An 18,345-nucleotide genomic window follows, 5' to 3' on the forward strand; every position below is an offset into this window, starting at 1 on the left:
GCCAGAATTGGATAATTTGGCTTACAAGCAGGAGTTAGACGATTCCCCAAGCCCGATAACGCCTCCGGCCGGTCAACTCCCTCGGCAGCGCCCCTCCCAGCTGCACGAGCATCAGGTCCACGGCCTTGGGTGTCACTTTGAGCAGTTTCGCGCCCAGTGGCACCGTCACAAGAGGGCGCGACAGGAACAGGTTCACGAGCTCGGGCAGGCTGGAATTGCTGCGGCATTTATCGGCCACCCGGTTCATCAGCTCCCGGGCAAGGATCAGTCTCTCAAGATCCTTGTTCGCGATTTCAACGGCTTCTTCGAGCACCTGGCAGAAGCCCTGTAGCTTTTCGAGGATTCCTTCCCTCCCCTGCGGCCGGAATTTCGATTGCTTGAACCCAGCGGCCAACGGCAGGAGACGACTTGTCAGTCCTCGAGCCCGGAGGATCGACGCGGCCATGATTAATCCGAGCCATGGTTGCCGGGTATAGAGGTTCAGATCGAGCCAAGCGTCCCACGCGACGGCGGCCGCGGCTGCTGCCGGCCAGTGCGAAGTCCTCTTTACTACATCAAGCCAGGCGTCTTCATTCTCGGCCTCGTCCACGTCCGGATCGTAGACCAAATGCGATCGGCTCTTAGGCAGCGGGGTTTCGCCGGCCAGAACCTTGTCCGTCCGATCGAGCAGGGCGTCGATTTCCGCAAAGTGCGCTTCCCACGGATCGGCATCGTTGGCGAAGGCTGGATAGGCCTCCTCATCGTCCGGATCGACCTTCCTTTTGCCCTTGGCCTTCGGCTCATCGGGTTTCACCGGCCCAATTCCTCGCAGAGCCGCCAAGCCGTCGTATGAAATTGGCCAGGGCGCCTTTCTGACCATTGCAGCCCGTCGCGCCCGAAGAGCCGATGCAGCCCTGGTGAGCTCGTGAGTAGGGCTCCGCACATCCATGCCAGCGTCATGCAGCACCAGGTCGCCGATATCGACCAGATGACCGTCCAGCAGAAGGGATCTCACCGCTTCGTTCATGTCGCACCGGGATTGCCAGCCGGCGGATAATCCTGAGACCTCAAGCCGGGCGTCGAAGGATTTAACTTCGAGCGCGATCTTCTCCAGCCGGCCGACGATCTTCTCCCACGGAATTTCCGGGAGCGGAAAGACCTTTCCCGTCTCCTCGTCGGGAATTGAGAACCGCGGTCCGAAGTGCGCGTTCGACAGTAACCGGGGCATTTTAGGGGGCGAGGGATTCCTCCCTTCGGGCATTCATGATTCAATCCCGGCATGACCTCGCCTGGTGGTTCCAACAAGCCGCTGTCCTCGACGGTCCTGCGCGAGCTGGTCTCGGATCTGGCCGGCAAGATCGATCGACTGGAGCAAGAGGTCGAGCAGTTGCGCCTCGACAACAGCAACCTGCGCCTCGACAACCAAGCCTTGAAGGATGAGATCGCAAGGCTCAAGAACCTGCCGCCGCGCCCGCCGTTCAAACCCTCCGGCATGGACAAGGCCACCCAGCCGCGCCCTGCCGGTCCGGGACGGCGTCCAGGCCGCGGTGCCAAACGAGATCGGGTCACCCGCGAGGTCACGATCCGGGCCGAGGTGCCGGCAGGCTCGCGCTTCAAAGGCTACAAGACAGTGGTGCGGCGGGATCTCGTCATCGTCGCCGAGGTCGTGCGCTACAAGCGGGAGCGCTGGCTCACACCGCAGGGCCAGACCATCATCGCGCCGCTGCCGGAGGGGATCGCGGGCGGCTACGGACCCGGCGTGCGGCGGTTCTGCCTCGCCCTGCACACACAAGGCCAGGTGACCACCGAGCGCCTGACCGATCTGTTGAACGGCATCGGCCTGTCGATCTCGAAGCGAGAGGTGGTGCGCCTGCTCACCACCGATCTTGAGCCATTCGCGCAGGAAGACCACGCGATCCTGGAAGCAGGCCTCGCTTCCTCCCCTTACATCACCGTCGATGATACCGGCGCACGGCATGCCCGCCGCCCTGGGGTGACCACGCAGATTGGCGGCGAGCGCTTTTGCGTCTTCCGCACCAGTCGATCGAAATCGCGCCTGAACTTCCTGTCGCTGCTGCGGGGTGGCTGCGAGGACTACGTCGTCAACGCGGCTGCGCTGGACTACCTGCGCCGGCAGCCGGTCGAGGCCGCCGTGATCGCCCGGTTGACGACGCTCCAGGGCCACGTGTTCCGCTCGCAGATGGACTGGCTGGAGCACGTGGCGCGGTGTTCGATCAACATCTTCGACCGGCCTCTGCTTCAGCTGCTGAACGAAGCCGCCACGTGGGGTGCGCTCCGGCATCACGGGCTGATGGAGACCACCGTCGTTGTGTCCGACGATGCTGGCCAGTTCCGGGTTGCCCAGCACGCCCTGTGCTGGGTTCACGCCGAGCGGCACCTGCAGAAGCTGATGCCGGCCTCGCCCAAGCAGGCCCAGGCGGTGGAATTGGTCCGTGAGACCATCTGGTGCTTTTACCGCGGTCTGAAGCTGTGGAAGCAAAGCCCCTCACCGGGCGCTGAGGCGTTATTCCGGCGCCAGTTCAACCGAATCTTTGGCCAGCGCACGGGCTACAAGGAGCTTGACGAATTGTTGGCCCGCCTGGCGCGGAGGAAGAACGAATTGTTGCGGGTGCTCGAGCGGCCGGAAATCCCGCTGCACACCAACGCGTCGGAGAACGACCTGCGGGCCTGCGTGATCAAGCGCAAGATCTCCGGCGGCACGATGAGCGCGGATGGCCGCGTGGCGCGCGATGTGATGCTGGGGCTTTCGAAGACCTGCCGTAAGCTCGGCCTGTCCTTCTTCACCTATCTCGGGGACCGGCTCGGATTGAACACGGGTCAGCCGAGGATTCCGCCGCTCGCCGACCTTGTCATCCAAGCAGCCTGAGGCCCGCCGCCTGCAATCTGCTCTGCTGACGTTCAGGCGTTATCCGCTCATCAGCCTGCCACGGAGACACACCATGCACGAGGACAGTCCCAACACCCGCACTGCGATGGTCCTCATCTTCATGGGGCTGGTAGTTGCCCTGGCCGCAGTGCTGTTTGTGATGATCGCTTACGGGTATGGGGAAAAGTCAGGGTCGGGAGGGTTCCCGTCTGCACAGGTGGAGGGTCGGAATTACCAGTCGGCACGGTCATCCATAGATTGAATCACGAAGGCCGGTCTGCAGGAGTCCCATGCCCCCCAATCTACCCCACTTACCGTTCGACATCGCTTTTCTTCCCTGCCTAACCGGTTGATTTATATGCTAACATGACGATTAGGACAAAGGAATGAAAGCTTTATTACGGTCTTCCGTTAGACACTCCAGCGACCTGTTTTGCCCCTTAAAGCCCCTCCTGCCGCCCCAAGGGTCCAGACAGGCCGGAATCCGCATTTTGAGGCCCTGGAAGGCCTCCCGTAGGCCATTCTCCCTACGGAGGGCGTCAGAAGTGTAGGTTATGTTATAGCTCCGGAGGCCTCCAACCACGCGAAGAAACGGTCGTTTATTAGCATCAAACGCATCTGTACAAACCCGTGCCAAGCTGGGTAGTCTCGCATGTCAATCCCCTATCGCGCACCGAATTGGATCTGCAGTGTCCTCGCATGACCCTAAACAACGCCTCATCGGTTATGCCCGCGTGTCCACCGAGGATCAGATAACGGATGCTCAGCTCATTGAACTGAGGGCAGCCGGCTGTGAGATCATCCACCAGGAACACGGCTCTGGTGCCTCTCGGGCTCGGCCCGTCTTATCGCAGCTTGTCAAAGAGATACGACCAACGGACGTTTTGGTGGTCGTGCGCCTTGATCGCTTAGCGCGATCAGTTAGCCACTTACTCGAGGTCATTGAGGCGCTGGAGAAAAAAGATCTCATGGGCCAGGGACCGCCAGATTGGTGAAGTAAGGCGGTCACCTCACCTCTGGAGGTCGCTCATGTTCCACTCTCCATCAGCCGACGCTTCATTCTCGGACAGCACCCACACGATCTTTCTGGCTCTCGAACTCAGCCGCCGCTCCTGGCTTGTGGCGCTACATGCGCCCGATGCCGCCAAGATCGAGTTGCATCGGCTCCCCGCCGGTGACGGACAGGCGGTGCTCGACCTGCTCGCCCGCATCCAAACCCGTGTGGAACGACGCACCAGCGCAAGCCCGCACGTGTCATGCTGCTACGAGGCCGGCCGCGACGGGTTCTGGCTGCACCGCCTTCTCGAGGCGCACGGCGTCAGCAGCCATGTCATGGACCCAAGTTCTCTGCAGGTTGACCGCCGTGCGCGGCGGGCGAAGACAGACCGCCTGGATGCCCAGGCTCTGCTGCGGGCGCTGATGGCCTGGTCCCGCGGCGAGCCGAAGGTCTGCTCCATGGTCCGCCCGCCGTCGCCGGATGAGGAGGATGCGCGTCGTCCGAGCCGCGAGCGCGCCACGCTGCTGCAGGAGCGCATCCGCCTCGTCAACCGGATCCAGGGGCTGTGCGCCACGCAGGGGATCGCCGACTACGAGCCGCTGCGGCCGGATCGCCGTCGGCGCCTGCCGCAGCTAATCACGGGGGATGGTCGGCCCCTGCCACCGCGACTGTCGGAGGAGATCGCCCATCAGCTCGACTGGCTCGAACTCGTGCTGCGGCAGCTGGCAGAGGTCGAGACGAGGCGCGATGCCGAAGCGGCGGCGGCGAAAGCAGCGACCTCATCCAAGCTCGGGGCCTTGCTGCACGTGAAGAGCATTGGGCCTGAGCTTGCAACTGTCCTCGCCAAGGAGGTGTTCTACCGATGCTTTGCCAGCCGGCGCCACGTGGCCTCCTATGTAGGGCTGACCCCCAGTCCGTTTGCGAGCGGCCGCAGGTCACGCGAGCAGGGCATCACCAAGGCCGGGAATGCCCGCGCCCGCAAGGCGCTGATCGAACTCGCCTGGCTGTGGGTGCGCAACCAACCTGACAGTGCGCTCGCGGGCTGGTTCCGCAGCCGTGTGGGTTCAGCCACCGGTCGGGTCCGACGCATTGCGATTGTGGCGCTCGCCCGCAAGCTGCTGATCCTGCTGTGGCGCTATGTCGAAACAGGCGCCCTTCCGGCCGATGTTGTCGTGAAGCCCTGAACCTCGTTGCGCGCTGGCGCTGGATTGTCAGCGCGTGATGTCTGAGGGGAGCGCGACCGCTTTCGCCCCCTGGCTGGAAGAATGCCGCAAAAAAGAATGGTCGCGCTCACCTTGGAGCCCGTGCCCGTCGCATGCGGGATCATGGTCAGGGCTATGGCCCAACCGGATATAAGGTGATGCGGACGACCGGTTCGCATGAGCGCCATCGGGCTCAACCTCGGAGATCACGGCAACATCTGCGACCAGCACTTGACTGACGTATCGGCCCATATAAGGGGCCCATTTCAAGTCTCTTCAGGATCCGATCGACACTTCAACACCTCAGGGCATGTTCTCGCTTCAAGTCCTCGGTGCCGTAGCGCAGCTGGAGCGATCCTTGATTTCCGAACGCACGAAAGCGGGCCTTAGAGCAGCCAAAGCTAAGGGCAAGTCACTAGGGAACCCCCGCATTGTGAATCGCGATCCCGAGACACTCCGGAAGCTCTCTGCGGCTCACCAGAACGGGTATCTAAACAAGCTCCTCTCATCGGCCGACAGATGGATACCAACTGTGCGGCAGATGCGGCCTTTACACACGTGGCATGATGTTGTCCGTGTTCTCAACGCCAAAGGTCAAGATTGGACCGTAGAGCGGCTACGCCGAGCGGTCGGCAAAATGGTGTCAGAGCGCATGGCAGATTCGAGCGTGCTCAAACCCGCTCCACGCCGGAATGCGGACGACCGGCTGCCAGTTCTGATCGCGGGTATTGCGATGACAGATCCCGATCTTGCACTCCGAGATATAGGTGCCCGGCTGGAACGGATGCGAGAGCGGACGCCACGGGGCGGAAGCAGATGGTCCGCGTCGTCCGTAAAGCGGCAGTTGGATAAGGCACGTCACTTGGGACTGATACCGTCTAACATCTCTCAGCCCTCCCCTCCTATAAAAAGGGAATAGTTTTTGATTTGAACTCGCTATAGAAGAGCGTTACATCCTATCATCCCATTAGCCCTGTCCCGCCTCCTCGATCCGTGATGGCTCTATACGGTGGAGACGAAGACCGGGAAGCAGGTCGTCATTGTGGGGAGTCCTGACACGATCACCCAACCACTCCAAGTGCTATCAGCAGCGGAACATTGCCAAGACGTGGTTCGGTGGCAGCCGATAAAATTTGAACCGTGAGAAAGAAATAGAGGTCAGGAGGGTCGTTTAGCCCTCCTTCCTTTCGCGCTTTTTATACGGTCCCCGTGCGCCCCCGCGCTTTTCACTGAGCTTGCGGGTGATTTCCTCGGGGCGAATTGCAAATGCATCAGTCCTCTTGATAATGGTCCCACCAAACTTCGGTTTTCCTCGCAGTCGACCTACGGGTGTCACCTTTCCCTCTTTAATTGCGTCAACCAGCACTTCGGTAGGTACCTTGATTTTGAGTGGGGTCTCAGCGAGGGCAATGCATCCTTCGGGCACGGCATCCAGTTCAACGACATCGCCCATTAAGCCGTCGACCCATCCTTCGATATCCTTCCGACGAAAGATGTACCGGTGCTTGTCGCCCATCTTTCCACCTGGAATCCAAACGGGCAGCTTACCGGCATCGCGGAGGCTCATAGCAATCTTGCGGCCCACTCCAAGGATAGGTTCGATCCCGGCGAAAGCCACCGAGTCAGCATAATCTGTCGCGAGCCGCTCCGCGTCATCATATCGGACCGGAACATAAACCCCTTTTCGCTTCTCGGGCCTGATTTTGCCTTCGTTCGCGAGGAGCGTACGCAGGGTGCCTGGCCGCACCTTGATCTTCGCGGCCGCTATGTTGAGCGGCATTGTAGCCTCAGTTTGCCGGGGCGCCTCAAGACCATCCATACCCTTCAACAGCGACTTCACCGTCAAACTCCTAGCTCACCACGAGCAAATAATTGCCCTTGATCTCAACAGTTAGAATAAGAACCCCAGCTCTCCTTAAAATGAATCGTAAACACTACGCCAGCGTGAACGACTTATCCTCTGTGGACAACGTTCTAAATCAAAAAATGGGCCGCGATGACAGTTAAAAAGTGATGCGATGCAACCAACAGCATAGAAAATATTGGCACATGTCTGAAATGTGATTGACGATTTTACTTAAAGTCTGCGACGAACGGAGCTAAGCAGTGAGACGTATCTCGAATGAGATAGAGAACTACAACTACGTGTCTCAAATGTAACCTGTGAGCCGGCTGGCAGGTTCACAATTGGTGCGATCCTAAGCGAGCCGCCGGTACTGTGCCTGCGCGAGAGTTTCTCCTGACCTCTGATGAGCCCTGAGCGCACCGTTCGAAAGCTTTAGCTTTCGAGTTGACCAAGTGCTGTGCCCGGTAACCGAGTGGGCGGCTGATCGATTGGTAAAAGGCTTAATGCCACTACGCGGACCACAAAAGTATCTCCTTCCGGCTTCGGACGCCGCTCAATGGCTGCCTTGCCTAAGAGGATGCCGGGGGCGTCTAGCCGTTCCCTGCGTCCCTCTAGGTCAGCTTTCCGCGGAGAACTCGTATGGCCCTGAAGATCGATCGTGGCGGTAGCTACGGGGACAAGCCGTGCCTCCCCAATTCTTCTTGAACGTCCATATTGCCGCTTCAAATCGGCTGGCGATAGGCCACCAGAGCGTTTCACGTCTTCTGAGAAGGCGGCACAGCATCGAGGATAAATTTGCCAACAGCTTGTTGACAAAGGCGACCTCGGATGGCTGCCCATTCTACATTATGGCCTGAGTTCATTCAGATCGATCCCTGAAGCCACGGGAGTCGCCTTCACAGGCTGCATGACTGGTTAAACTCTCGACATCTGCGACTGTCGTTTGACGATCTAAATCAACAAAACCTCTGGCTTATCAGGGGGTTACAATCCATCGAGTTCCCTACTCCGTGTTAAACTGGTTGGAATAAGACTTACGGAATATGCGGAGAGCTAAGCCATTCTACATACACACGAATATGCCTGACCCCCTATTATTACTGCGGTGGGACGACCGGGTGCTCTTAGTTATTCCGCGTTGGGACCTCTGTGTGAAGACGGGCTGAGTTTGGCACCTCAGCCCGTAAAGTGGCAGCGCCGCGCGAAAAGTTTGTCACCTGGCTCTCGCGCTTCCTGAACTGATCATTGAGCTGGCGCTGGGTCCAATCCTCTGGGGCCTTCAACGAGAACGAGGTCACGCCGAGGGTTCAGCACTGCAGATGGGTAGGTGCACCGAGTGCCAGAGCTGAGGGAGTACAACTGAGACAACGCATTCCGCGTTGAGACCAATGAAATGAGAGGCGAAGTAGCGCTGCGACTGTGGCTGAAACGGCTTTGATGCCCGAGTCCGACATGAAGTTCGAACTGGACAACGTGCCGGCCCGGGTCATTGCACACTGGACCAAGGCATCCCGCCAAATGCTCGATGACTTGCCCCAGCTTATGGGCATCATTGATACAGAACCCCTTGATGGCCTTGCCTTAAAGGAAGACTTGCAGATCTTGAGCGGCGACGTGGCGTTCGAGCGGCAGGCCCTGCTCTCGCTCCCGCCCAGTTGTCATTAGCTGAATGATACTTCCGGCACTTGATCTCCTGCATCGTGGGCTGTCGCATGATGCATGTCCTCACCCGAGGGGGCGGCCTCGAAGGTCAGGATACTTCAAGCTCCGGACCGGCGCCCATCCAAAAACACGCGACGCCGCAAATTTCAGAATTTGTATCGGACCAACCCCATGCCAACCCCATGAATGACCCCGGAACCCGCCAATGTGGCGCAAAAACCCGCTCAGGAGAGCCGTGCAGGCGTTCTCCGGCTCCAGGCAAGGCCAGTGCCGTCTCCATGGTGGTGCGCCTGGCAGCGGTGCGCCAGCTGGCGAGCGTAATGGGGCATGGAAGGGCGGCCGATACAGCCAAACGATCCCACCCGTAGAGACACCAGGCCTGGAAGGATTACTGGGCCGCGAAGAGGGCGCAGAACACCGCCCTGGCAGACATTCCCGACATCAGCGAGGAGCTACAGACCCTATGGTCGCAATCGTGAACGAGAATACAGATCGGAACTACGCGCTCCACGAGTCATAATGCGTTGTGCTCGCTGTCTGCTCTTCGAAGGGGGCGACATAGGCGAGCGCTAGTCTGATCACCTGCGCGATCCTGACCGAAATGCCATCGAACTGCTCAAGCTGGTCGGCATTCGCCCTGAGCTGGTCAAGGGTTTGGATATTCTCTCTCCGCAGCACCTCCCAGGCGACGGGAGGCAGATAGAGACCCTCAATGTGTCCTGCGCAGGTGTCATAAAAATGGGGCATAGGAACCTCCTAAGCCTTGCCGGCGGAAGCACACGCATCTCCCAGCCGTCGGAGCCCGGATCATTCAAGCCGGCGATAGCCTGTTATACGCCGTTACCGAACATACAACCACCATAATTCTATCAGGGGTTGTCGGAAACTGGCAGCCCGCTGCTCGATTTTTTGCGGTTGAGGCAGCGGCTTTCACAGACTGGCTACTGAAACTATGCTTCTGGTTGACGCTTTGGCCGGGAGTTGTTCGCCTGAACCTTATGCTCCTCTTCCTCCGCCAGCCTCTCAAGGCGCTCGGCTGTCTCAAGGAGCTGCTCGCGTGCCTCGTCGATCGAGAGCTTCTGAACCATGGTCCGGATCTCTTGCGCCTGCCGGCGATACTCCGCCACTTGGTCATGATGGGAATGCTGCTGCATGGCCTACGGCCTCCAACCAAACCCATGATGGTAGTATACAGCTGAACAGGGACGCCGGCGTAGCTAGGCAGATCCCACATTGGCTGGTGTTCGGGCCTCGCGATCGGGGCGGTCCTAAGAACCAGCCATGAGAGGCCGCAGACCTAGAGTAGCGGATCAGGCAGGCGCTCCATAGTGCTCCTTTAGCCTAAGCATGGCCTGGGTTCTCGGAAAAGCACAGCCTCAATTGACATCGCGGAGGCTCACGGGCTCTTCCGGCACTGCTCCAAGCACTTTCTCGCATCGGTCGTCATCAGGTGCCAGTGTTGCTCCACATCACGCTCGATAAGCTGCTTGCGCTTCGGACCATGCAGAGCCGGGTACCAGCCCGAGCGCTCGATCGTCTCGCGCAGCATGGAGCGGGCCTTAGCCTCGATCTCCTTGTCGTGCAGTGCTGTCACCATCTGCCCCTTCAGAATCACGATCTGGACAGATGTTAGCCCGCCTCTGGCTCGCCCGGAATTCCTCTTCACATCGGCGGGCCGGGATCGGCTCGCAAGGCCGTCCAGCTTTTCACCTCATCGGATGAGTTCTGACCGAGCCTCGTGCAGCGGCAGAGCAGGCCTATGGAGCGGATCGGGCTGCGGAAATCCTGGCGCCTTAAGCCTGGCAGTATAAACCCAGGATTCATGCGCTTGTGCGCCGCATGATTCCTGTATTGATTTTCATCCTATCGCATGATCATTTGCCGCCTTCTTTGTAGTGGGGGCAACTTGCCATGCCACAGAGCGGTTGCTCGCGCTTGGCGACGCGAGCCAGCACATAAAGCATTCACTCGAGAAGCATTGTTCGCGCGAGGCGGCTAAAGAAATAGCGTCCCATAAGGGGCGCTTCGAAGGTGCTGACCCGTGGGGCAGAATTGGGCCTGTGATAGGCAGCGACCCGCTCGTGCCACCTTGGTTGCAAGGATGAACTTTTGCGACGAGGGACCTTGGGCCTGAACGCGCCTTCTAGGCCAAAGGGCTTAAGCCTAATTACTACCTTTTGATTAACTCCGAATCGCCATACGATCACAAGCATTGATCAATCAATTGCGGCAAGAAAACAAATATATTAGAAGTTTAACTTCCTATTCAGCGGGGGCAGATGTGGGATCAAGGCCGTGAACTCGGGGATCGACCCTGAGCACGGCTTTTTCTTTCCTCGCAGGACCCTCCTCGTACATTGGGTATAGCGTTTTAAGAGTCTTCAACAAAACCAATACTAGGCCAGGGGCAGTACGAATGACCATCAGTGAGGCGCAACTGCGCACGCTCAGGCTTCTTGACCAGCAAGCCGCTCATCGCGTTTACCGTTCACAGCGAGCCGATGACTATACCTGGACGCATGAGGATTCCCGCATTGCGCTCACCCCAACGCTGCACAGGCTGTTCAGCAGCGGATATGCCATGCTCAGCCCTGGTAACCGGAACGTGGCGATCCTGACCGAGAAGGGCCGTGAGGTGGTCGCGGTGCGGGGCGGCTGTTAGCTCGCCATTTCGCATAAACTCCAGGATGGGATAGGTCGAGGCGCGGGGCTAATTTTCCTGAAAATCTAATCCGACAAAAAGAAAGCGCTCACTCTTCCGAGGAGCGCTCCAGGAGCCGACCCGTAGGGGCAAATACGGGCTCAAGGGTCGCGAACACGGTCACAAGACTGGGCGCGACCCTTTTCTTGAGCGCTCTGGCTCTTGCCCACACGTGAGAAACTCGCCGGGAATTTCGCATAATCGTCAGTATGGAAGGCGCTTGCTGCTACGGAATTTTTACCTTGGCCGTTCCATGATGCCTGCACCGGGCGTGCTGCGGATAAGCCCGATCAGGCTCCATCGCCCCGAAGCGTGGAAGGCGCCCTGGCTGAGGGTTCACGACTCTCCTTGGCCAGGGCGTTTCGTTGTCGGCGAAGCATTCCAACAAAAGCTGTGGGAGCACCTGGGCCATAGTCGCGCGGGCGTGAATTGACGCCGGCTAACGACAGGCGCATCGTGACGGCCTGCGTGGAGAGAGGGATCTGGCCCGGTGCAAGTCGGGTGTAAGGTACCGCCCACAGCCTAAGCCCTGGAGAGATCCGGGGCTTTCGGCTTTCACGGCCGCGAATTTCCGATAAGTCGTTTATGGAACCGGCCTCGCCACATTGCTTGGGAGGGGCTAAGATTAGCCTTAGGTGATCCGATGCGGAGGCGATCACATGAGGCGGCGGGAGGTCGTATTCGGGCTGGCCATCTCTTCCCTCATAGGACCTACTCATGCGCAAGAAAGAGCTCCGCTCGTGGGCGTCCTGTCGCCCGCGTCCCAGCATGGCGCCGAGAGCAGCTTGGTCAACCAGCCGTTCAAACGGGCCCTGACCGATCTCGGGTATTCGCCCGGGCGTAACATCGAACTAGCCGAGCGGTTTGCCGATGGCGATGAGCGACGTCTGCCGACATTGGCCGCTGAACTTGTCAGCTTGGAGCCCCGTGTTCTCTTCACAAACACCAACGCGGGGGCCGTAGCCGCTGCCGCAGCCACGCGAACCATTCCCGTCGTCGTCGGCCCTGCCGGTGAGTTCGTCCTGTACGAACTGGCAGGAGGAACCCTGGCGCAGCCACGCACGAACGTCACTGGAGTTGTGCTGACTTCACCTGAAATTGACGCCAAGTGTCTTTCGGTGCTGATTGAGATCGCTCCTGCGGTGCGACGTATCGGAATCTTAGTCAATCCCCGGAACCCCGGGCAACGGGAGTATCCAGCAGCCCTCACCAGGGTGGGAAGACTGGATGCTACGCTGGTTCGGCTGGAAGCAGGTGGACTTGCGGATATCGACATAGCTCTTGCACAAGCGCTGTCGGAGAACGTTGATGCGCTGTTTGTCGCTGATGATCCGCGGATCGCGGTTGACCCTCCTGTTCGACAGCGGGTGCTGCGCTTTGCAATGGCGAACCGGAAGCCGGTGACATCCTCACACCAGAACTACGCTCGGGACGGCGCCCTGTTCGCCATGGGGCCATCCGTTCCAGCTCTTGCTGCGCGGGGTGCAGCCTATGTGGACAAGATCCTCAAGGGAGCCCGAGTTGAGGACCTTCCGATTGAGCGGCCGAGCACGTTCATCACGGTCGTCAATCTGATGACTGCGAGGGCCCTCGGTCTCGCGATCCCAGTCGCGGTCCTCGCCAGCGCTGATGAGGTCATTGAATAGACCCTTGCGCGGGAGGACCGTCTACGCAATTTCGCATAACCGGTGGTATGGATCCCGTTTTGAAGTGTTCGGGAAGTCTTCCTGCGGCTTTGAGGTAGGCCGCGCCGACTATCAGTAAATTCGCTTCGAAGCTGGCTTCAGCCAGCGCGTAAATACGCGCGAATGCTCGGCGAGGGAGAGGCCGAGATGAGCACGTTTTCTCGATCTCTCCCCGCCTGGTTGGGGAGCAGCAGGGGGCGATGCTCCAGACGCAAGCCAAGACATCATAGCTGCCTCCGCACGGTCCTCTTGCAGGGCAACCATCGTATCTCAGGCGAAGCATTTTCCCACGCGACGGGGCGGTTCCACAGAGGACGGCAAGGGAAGCGGCGTCGCGGAACGGACTTATGAACCTTCGTGCCAATGGGATCAATGTGCCCTAACCACAGGATGGTCCGGAATGGGTCATCCGAGGAAATTCACTGCTCGGCATGAAGGTCCGGTGCTCCCTGCTTGAGCGGACATTCAGTCTACTTCCGCGTCGTGCCAGAAAGCGACATTCCCGGTTCGCAGTAGGTGTAGCATCCAAGTTGGAATGCCTTTGATTGCACAAAGTGGCACCTCCAGTGACCTAAGGTGAGACAGAGCCTTGGGATGGGCTTAATAATACCCAGCAGCCGCGGTCCCGGCCAAGAAAGTTTTGTCTCTCGATCGCGTCGAACGCTATCAATTTCTGTCTAAGTCAAATGAAATATTGGGCAGCGCTTGCTATTGTTAAAGAAACCACCTATAACATCTTTATCGGATTTTGGCCGGACAATCGGGTCGTTTCGCTTTCGGCATTGCCAGGCGCACGTTCGAACTTTCTTACCATTACATCGACGAACCGAGTTGAAGCCGCGCTTTTGCGCGCCTTCGCTCACGTGCATCTACAGCAATCGCGAAAGGCTACCCCAATGGTTATGGGCACCGTTAAATTCTACAACGACATGAAGGGCTTCGGCTTCATTCAGCCGAATGATGGCAGCAAAGACGTGTTCATTCACGCCACCGCTCTTGAGCGCGCCGGCATGCGCGGCCTCGTCGAAGGCCAGAAGGTTTCCTTCGATACGGCCGAAGACCGCCGCTCCGGCAAGATCGCCGTGAACAACATCGAGATGGCGTAATCGCCGATGGTTGACGCAGGATACAGACCTGCGCCGCTAAGCCTTGAAGCCGCTCCCCCGTGGGGCGGTTTTTTCGTTTGTACCGGCTAACAGCCAGCAGCGGTTACCCACGTTACCCTGCCCCATGACAGTTAAGCTCCAGGAGGAATGAATGTCCCATAAGTATCAGGTTCATCAGTTGGTCCGCATCACCCATCCGCGTATTTCGGATAAGCGTGCAAGTGCCAGCGGCATCTACGAGGTGACGCGTCTCATGCCGGCCGACCAGACGGGTGAAGTCTCGTACCGCGTCAAGTCGTCCGGCTTCGGCGAGCGCGCCGTGCGTGAAAGCGAGATCGCAGCCAAGGCATCGGCTATTTGACCAGCGGTGCGCACTTCTTCCGCGGATCCCAGATTTACGATCCGGTCGCACTGCTTCGACGAGATGAGGGATCCTGTACGTCGCCCGCGTCGGCATGAAGGCTTCACGGCAGTTTATGATCCTGACGCCTACGGGCGAGCCTGCTTGGCCGTAAGAGCCTCTCGGACATCGGCTGGTCGCTTCGAGCACATCAATGGCAACATGTGACGCCTGAATCCGTTGGACGGAATGAGCGGTTGGTCAAGACGCTGGCCCGCCGGCTGATCGAACGCGCTTAGGTGGTCGACTTACCAGTGGACGCGCGGGTACCGGACACGGAGGAACCAGACGATGGCCGATCAACCGACCAATCTCGATGCTCATCGAGGCATGGCGGCTCAGAAGGCAACTGACCTTCGCCGTCTCCGGTCCGAGGTCGAAGCCGACCAGGAAGCACTGCGCACGAGACAGGTCGAACTCGAAGACCTGCTGGCAGGCGCACCCGCCGCCGACTGGGCAGAGGCGGTCGAGAAGGCACGCTATCTGCTTGGCCTCTTCGCGCAGAGCTTGGATGCAAGCGATCTACGCCGCCGCAAGCTGATCGACCGCGTGCTGGCCGACTTCGACCATTTGCTCGACAAGTCGGCTCACGATTGAGATGATCTCACCCACGAACTGACAGGCAATGGAGACCAGCCATGGCTAGAGGCGAACAACGCGGCAACCGCGAGGCAAAGAAGCCGAAGAAGGACAAGCCGAAGGATGCAATCCCGACCTCGCCCTTCGCAATCCAGGGCAAAGGCGGGGCGCCCGCGAAACTATCCGGCGGCAAGCGATAGAACTCTCTCGCATCGCCCTGTGAACGGCCCTGCTCGACGCATTGATTGGACAAGATCATGAGCAAGAGAATGTGACGCGCTCGCCAGAGGGATGGATAAGCGTGTGTCCATTGATCGGCCTCCCCGACAAGTGCATTCTACCGTGTATGGTCCTGCAAAATGGGTAATGCCGCCTGAAGAGCTTTTCATGATTCCCTGGGTCTTACTTGACACGGCAAAAGTCCCGAACGGCAGCGGCGAGTTGCGCCTCAAGAAACGTGGGGCCGAGTTCTCCATCATGTTGGGCAGCAACGAGCTGATGAATAGCCGCCTCAGTGGTTCCGAGGAGGCGCTCGCCAGATTGTCTTGTCTGAGACTTCAGGGCCGCCAACGACCACAGATCCTTATCGGTGGGTTGGGGATGGGCTTTACGCTTCGCGCTGCGGTGGCTGAACTCGGACCCGATGCTCAGGTCACGGTGGCTGAGCTGGTGCCCGCCGTCGTGGCATGGGCCCGAGGTCCCATGGCCGAAGTATTCGGCGACAGTCTCACCGATCCGCGCGTCAGCATCTTCGCAGGGGACGTCCGCGGTCTGATAAGATCGAGCCGGTCCGCGTACGACGTGATCCTGCTGGATGTTGACAATGGACCCGAGGGGCTGGCACGCAAGGCAAATGATAGCCTCTACGACTTGTCGGGACTTAGCTCAGCTCGGACAGCGCTGACGCCTGGTGGCATCTTCGCTGTGTGGTCATCAACATCGAATAAAGCCTTCACCCGGCAACTGCGCAAGGCGGGATTTGGTGTGGATGAGGTAGGTGTTCGCGCCAACGGAACACGTGGGGACGCAAGACACACTATTTGGATTGCGACCAAACAAGGTAGCTAACCTTCCCGCAGGCTCACCGTAGTGGTTAGAATCTAACACCTGGCACCCAATCCGCGATGCCCTGCTTAAATGCAGAACGGAAGGTGCAAACGGAAGCTTCGTACCAGAACTAGAAATCTGATCAGAGGTTAGGGGTGGAACCGCGCCTGCACGGCGTCGTCTCCAGTCATGCTGTTCAGTGATCGCCGATAGGACCATTCTTCTCTCGCAAGGTCATGAGAGGGGTCTCGATCTGGAGGTCTTGGGGCAAGATCCGATCGTACATAGAGAATAAGGGGATGTCCGCCTCCACCCAAAGCGTCGGAACTGGCCGCTGGTACCAAGCCTTGAATTTAACCACTAGAGAGACAAAGCCACGTGTCCCTCGTCCCCTATTAGAGCCATCACACAACTTTCATGCTGATTGCTTGCCTTGATGCTTTTCCCCGCCGAAGCATGGTCAAAGTATAGCATTCATAACTACGAGCGTCGGGCCGTAAGCATCGGACTGGGGCAGAGGTTGGAGCATAAGGAATTGGATAGTGAGCCGAAGCCAGACCTCAAGCTTTTCGAATAGCCCCCAGAGGATTGAGCTATTTGGCCTGTAACTGCTTGCGCAACTTTTGTGACGCCTTACGAAGCGCGCGTGACAGCGCCTCAACGGAATAGGGCTTCTGCAACAGCTCGAACCCGTGCCCGCCCTCAGCAAGCACTTGGCTGTACCCGCTTGTCAGCACCAGCGGCAGATCGGGATAGAGCCGTCGCACGTGGCGGGCCAACTCCACACCGTTCATGCCCGGCATCACCACGTCCGAGAACACGATTTCATGGGCGCCCGGAGACATCCCTAGCTCGTCCAGCGCGGCTTGTGCACTCTCGACCCACGTCGTGCGGTAGCCCAACTCCGCCAGCGTCTGCGTCACGAACGTGCCGACGTCCCGGTTGTCCTCGACTACCAGCACGCAGGTGCCGTACCCGTCTTCGACAGGCTCTTCCTCTGTAGCCGCCACTCCGAGCGGCGCTGTGGCACGGGGCAGGTACAGCGTGAACGTGGTGCCCTGGCCGACCTCGCTCTCGACAATCACCTGTCCCCCTGACTGCTTGACGAACCCGAATACCTGGGACAGTCCGAGGCCGGTGCCCTGGCCAACGCTCTTTGTGGTGAAAAATGGCTCGAAGATCCGATCAATCTGATCCGCAGGGATGCCTGAGCCGGTGTCGGCGATCGAAAGTGCCACGTAAGGGGCCATGACCGCCGCATGCCTCCTGATGGCGGGCATTTCCTCGATTGGCCGCACCGTAATCGTGATCCGGCCCTCACTGTTCATCGCGTCGCGCGCGTTGACCACGATGTTGATCAGCGCCGTGTCGAACTGGCTTGGATCGGCGCTGATGAAACAAGGCTCGTCGGGCAGGTGTGTGATGATCCGGATACGTGCCCCCGTCAGCGTGCTGACCATGTCGCTGAGCATGCAAACGGCCTGCCCCGCATCGAACGTCTCAGGCTTGAGGGCTTGGCGCCGGGCAAAGGCGAGAAGCTGGCCCGTGAGCTTGGCGGCGCGGTCCACGGTATCGGAGATGGCGCCGACATAGCGGGCACGCCGCTCCTCCGACAGGTTCGGTCTCTTGAGGAGATCAGTCGACGATTTGATGACCGTGAGCAGGTTGTTGAAGTCGTGCGCTACGCCCCCCGTGAGCTGGCCCACCGCCTCCATCTTCTGGGACTGGCGCATCGCCTCCTCGGCCTTCAGCCGCTCGGCGACCTCGTGCGTCACCCTCTCTTCTAGGGTCTCGTTCAGGCGCTTGAGTTCCTCGGCGCCCTGCTCGGCCTGCCGGCGGGCGCGAAGCAACTCTCGCTCGTACTTTCGCCGGTCGGTGGCAGTGAACAGGGTGATGCGGTTGACGACAGGATTCTCGTCTGCGTCCCGCTTCTGGACAGCATTGGCGAGAACCGGCAAGGAGCGGCCATCGGCGCAGATCAGATCGAAGGCGATCTCATTCACAAAGCCCTGCATCCGCAGGAGCGGCGCGAAATGGGTGTCGTAGAAGATCCTGCCGCCGATGCTCAGAAGGTCTTGGAAGCACTTGTGGCCGACGAGGTCCTGTCGCTCCATGCCGATCCAGGTGAGGCAGGTTTGGTTGGCTCTGATGATGGTGCCATCCGGCAGGGTCGAGAGATAGCCGCAGGGGGCGCTCTCGTAGAGTTCCTCCGGGCTTTCGGTCAACGCCTTTGGGTCTATGCTCACTCGGTCGC

16 protein-coding genes and 2 pseudogenes are annotated in these 18,345 nt (G+C 59.4%); 12 read left to right on the forward strand and 6 right to left on the reverse strand.

Translation table 11 applies throughout. The annotated features are described in order from the left end of the window. Window positions 1-34: 34 nt before the first annotated feature. A complete protein-coding gene (locus BB934_RS02315; RefSeq protein ID WP_237050147.1) occupies window positions 35-1,207 on the reverse strand; it encodes an RHE_PE00001 family protein in 1,173 nt (390 codons plus the stop codon). A 51-nt stretch (window positions 1,208-1,258) separates the two neighbouring features. Between BB934_RS02315 and BB934_RS02320 the strand changes: the two genes are divergently transcribed. The 4 genes and pseudogenes from BB934_RS02320 to BB934_RS02340 all read left to right on the forward strand — a co-directional run. Beyond that, entirely contained in the window at window positions 1,259-2,866 is a 1,608-nt protein-coding gene (locus tag BB934_RS02320; protein ID WP_099508185.1) for an IS66 family transposase, read from the forward strand. Between the two features lie 677 nt (window positions 2,867-3,543). Then, window positions 3,544-3,828 (forward strand): annotated as a pseudogene (locus tag BB934_RS02330) (recombinase family protein); the annotation flags it as partial. A gap of 67 nt (window positions 3,829-3,895) precedes the next feature. Next, window positions 3,896-5,047: an IS110 family RNA-guided transposase gene (locus BB934_RS02335; RefSeq protein WP_099508187.1), complete on the forward strand. Its 1,152-nt coding sequence runs from the start codon at window positions 3,896-3,898 to the stop codon at window positions 5,045-5,047. Between the two features lie 274 nt (window positions 5,048-5,321). Then, window positions 5,322-5,984: pseudogene (locus BB934_RS02340) on the forward strand (recombinase family protein); the annotation flags it as partial. Between the two features lie 252 nt (window positions 5,985-6,236). Here the strand turns inward: BB934_RS02340 and BB934_RS02345 are convergent. Continuing rightward, window positions 6,237-6,905 carry a hypothetical protein gene (locus tag BB934_RS02345; protein ID WP_157933980.1) on the reverse strand — a complete coding sequence of 223 codons (669 nt, stop codon included), beginning with the start codon at window positions 6,903-6,905 and terminating at the stop codon, window positions 6,237-6,239. A 1,458-nt stretch (window positions 6,906-8,363) separates the two neighbouring features. Here BB934_RS02345 and BB934_RS02350 point away from each other — a divergent pair. Further along, window positions 8,364-8,576, forward strand: coding sequence for a phage major capsid family protein (locus tag BB934_RS02350; RefSeq protein WP_237050148.1), 213 nt, complete (start codon window positions 8,364-8,366; stop codon window positions 8,574-8,576). A gap of 495 nt (window positions 8,577-9,071) precedes the next feature. Here BB934_RS02350 and BB934_RS02355 read toward each other — a convergent pair whose 3' ends face one another. The 3 genes from BB934_RS02355 to BB934_RS02365 all read right to left on the reverse strand — a co-directional run bounded on the left by BB934_RS02355 (window position 9,072) and on the right by BB934_RS02365 (window position 10,170). Next, window positions 9,072-9,320: a hypothetical protein gene (locus tag BB934_RS02355; protein WP_099508191.1), complete on the reverse strand. Its 249-nt coding sequence runs from the start codon at window positions 9,318-9,320 to the stop codon at window positions 9,072-9,074. A gap of 203 nt (window positions 9,321-9,523) precedes the next feature. Beyond that, window positions 9,524-9,727: a hypothetical protein gene (locus tag BB934_RS02360; protein ID WP_099508192.1), complete on the reverse strand. Its 204-nt coding sequence runs from the start codon at window positions 9,725-9,727 to the stop codon at window positions 9,524-9,526. Between the two features lie 242 nt (window positions 9,728-9,969). Beyond that, window positions 9,970-10,170: a hypothetical protein gene (locus tag BB934_RS02365; protein WP_099508193.1), complete on the reverse strand. Its 201-nt coding sequence runs from the start codon at window positions 10,168-10,170 to the stop codon at window positions 9,970-9,972. A gap of 819 nt (window positions 10,171-10,989) precedes the next feature. Here BB934_RS02365 and BB934_RS02370 point away from each other — a divergent pair. The 7 genes from BB934_RS02370 (at window position 10,990) to BB934_RS02395 (ending at window position 16,112) form a co-directional block, all read left to right on the forward strand. Continuing rightward, on the forward strand, window positions 10,990-11,235 hold the full coding sequence (locus BB934_RS02370; protein WP_099508194.1) for a hypothetical protein: 246 nt from the start codon (window positions 10,990-10,992) through the stop codon (window positions 11,233-11,235). 824 nt (window positions 11,236-12,059) lie between these two features. Then, on the forward strand, window positions 12,060-12,920 hold the full coding sequence (locus tag BB934_RS02375; RefSeq protein ID WP_162299134.1) for an ABC transporter substrate-binding protein: 861 nt from the start codon (window positions 12,060-12,062) through the stop codon (window positions 12,918-12,920). 935 nt (window positions 12,921-13,855) lie between these two features. Beyond that, complete coding sequence (locus tag BB934_RS02380; protein ID WP_099508196.1) at window positions 13,856-14,065, forward strand: cold-shock protein; 210 nt, start codon at window positions 13,856-13,858, stop codon at window positions 14,063-14,065. A 151-nt stretch (window positions 14,066-14,216) separates the two neighbouring features. Further along, window positions 14,217-14,426, forward strand: coding sequence for a hypothetical protein (locus BB934_RS02385; RefSeq protein WP_099508197.1), 210 nt, complete (start codon window positions 14,217-14,219; stop codon window positions 14,424-14,426). A 330-nt stretch (window positions 14,427-14,756) separates the two neighbouring features. Then, a complete protein-coding gene (locus tag BB934_RS02390) occupies window positions 14,757-15,062 on the forward strand; it encodes a hypothetical protein (protein WP_099508198.1) in 306 nt (101 codons plus the stop codon). Window positions 15,063-15,103: 41 nt separating this feature from the next. Continuing rightward, window positions 15,104-15,244, forward strand: a complete 141-nt coding sequence (locus tag BB934_RS48525) for a hypothetical protein (protein WP_173909413.1) — start codon at window positions 15,104-15,106, stop codon at window positions 15,242-15,244. Window positions 15,245-15,431: 187 nt separating this feature from the next. After that, entirely contained in the window at window positions 15,432-16,112 is a 681-nt protein-coding gene (locus BB934_RS02395; RefSeq protein ID WP_099512595.1) for a spermine/spermidine synthase domain-containing protein, read from the forward strand. A 572-nt stretch (window positions 16,113-16,684) separates the two neighbouring features. Here the strand turns inward: BB934_RS02395 and BB934_RS02400 are convergent. Then, on the reverse strand, window positions 16,685-18,337 hold the full coding sequence (locus tag BB934_RS02400; RefSeq protein WP_173909414.1) for a PAS domain-containing hybrid sensor histidine kinase/response regulator: 1,653 nt from the start codon (window positions 18,335-18,337) through the stop codon (window positions 16,685-16,687). Window positions 18,338-18,345: the final 8 nt, after the last annotated feature.

Source organism: Microvirga ossetica, assembly GCF_002741015.1.
Classification (GTDB): Bacteria; Pseudomonadota; Alphaproteobacteria; order Rhizobiales; family Beijerinckiaceae; genus Microvirga; species Microvirga ossetica.

Bases quoted from the DNA above. Each gene is read 5' to 3' on its own strand.
- BB934_RS02385 (WP_099508197.1), top strand. From the start codon at position 14,217: ATGTCCCATAAGTATCAGGTTCATCAGTTGGTCCGCATCACCCATCCG.
- BB934_RS48525 (WP_173909413.1), top strand. From the start codon at position 15,104: ATGGCTAGAGGCGAACAACGCGGCAACCGCGAGGCAAAGAAGCCGAAG.
- BB934_RS02320 (WP_099508185.1), top strand. From the start codon at position 1,259: ATGACCTCGCCTGGTGGTTCCAACAAGCCGCTGTCCTCGACGGTCCTG.
- BB934_RS02380 (WP_099508196.1), top strand. From the start codon at position 13,856: ATGGTTATGGGCACCGTTAAATTCTACAACGACATGAAGGGCTTCGGC.
- BB934_RS02360 (WP_099508192.1), bottom strand. From the start codon at position 9,727: ATGCAGCAGCATTCCCATCATGACCAAGTGGCGGAGTATCGCCGGCAG.
- BB934_RS02370 (WP_099508194.1), top strand. From the start codon at position 10,990: ATGACCATCAGTGAGGCGCAACTGCGCACGCTCAGGCTTCTTGACCAG.
- BB934_RS02365 (WP_099508193.1), bottom strand. From the start codon at position 10,170: ATGGTGACAGCACTGCACGACAAGGAGATCGAGGCTAAGGCCCGCTCC.
- BB934_RS02335 (WP_099508187.1), top strand. From the start codon at position 3,896: ATGTTCCACTCTCCATCAGCCGACGCTTCATTCTCGGACAGCACCCAC.
- BB934_RS02395 (WP_099512595.1), top strand. From the start codon at position 15,432: ATGATTCCCTGGGTCTTACTTGACACGGCAAAAGTCCCGAACGGCAGC.
- BB934_RS02390 (WP_099508198.1), top strand. From the start codon at position 14,757: ATGGCCGATCAACCGACCAATCTCGATGCTCATCGAGGCATGGCGGCT.
- BB934_RS02350 (WP_237050148.1), top strand. From the start codon at position 8,364: ATGAAGTTCGAACTGGACAACGTGCCGGCCCGGGTCATTGCACACTGG.
- BB934_RS02355 (WP_099508191.1), bottom strand. From the start codon at position 9,320: ATGCCCCATTTTTATGACACCTGCGCAGGACACATTGAGGGTCTCTAT.
- BB934_RS02315 (WP_237050147.1), bottom strand. From the start codon at position 1,207: ATGCCCCGGTTACTGTCGAACGCGCACTTCGGACCGCGGTTCTCAATT.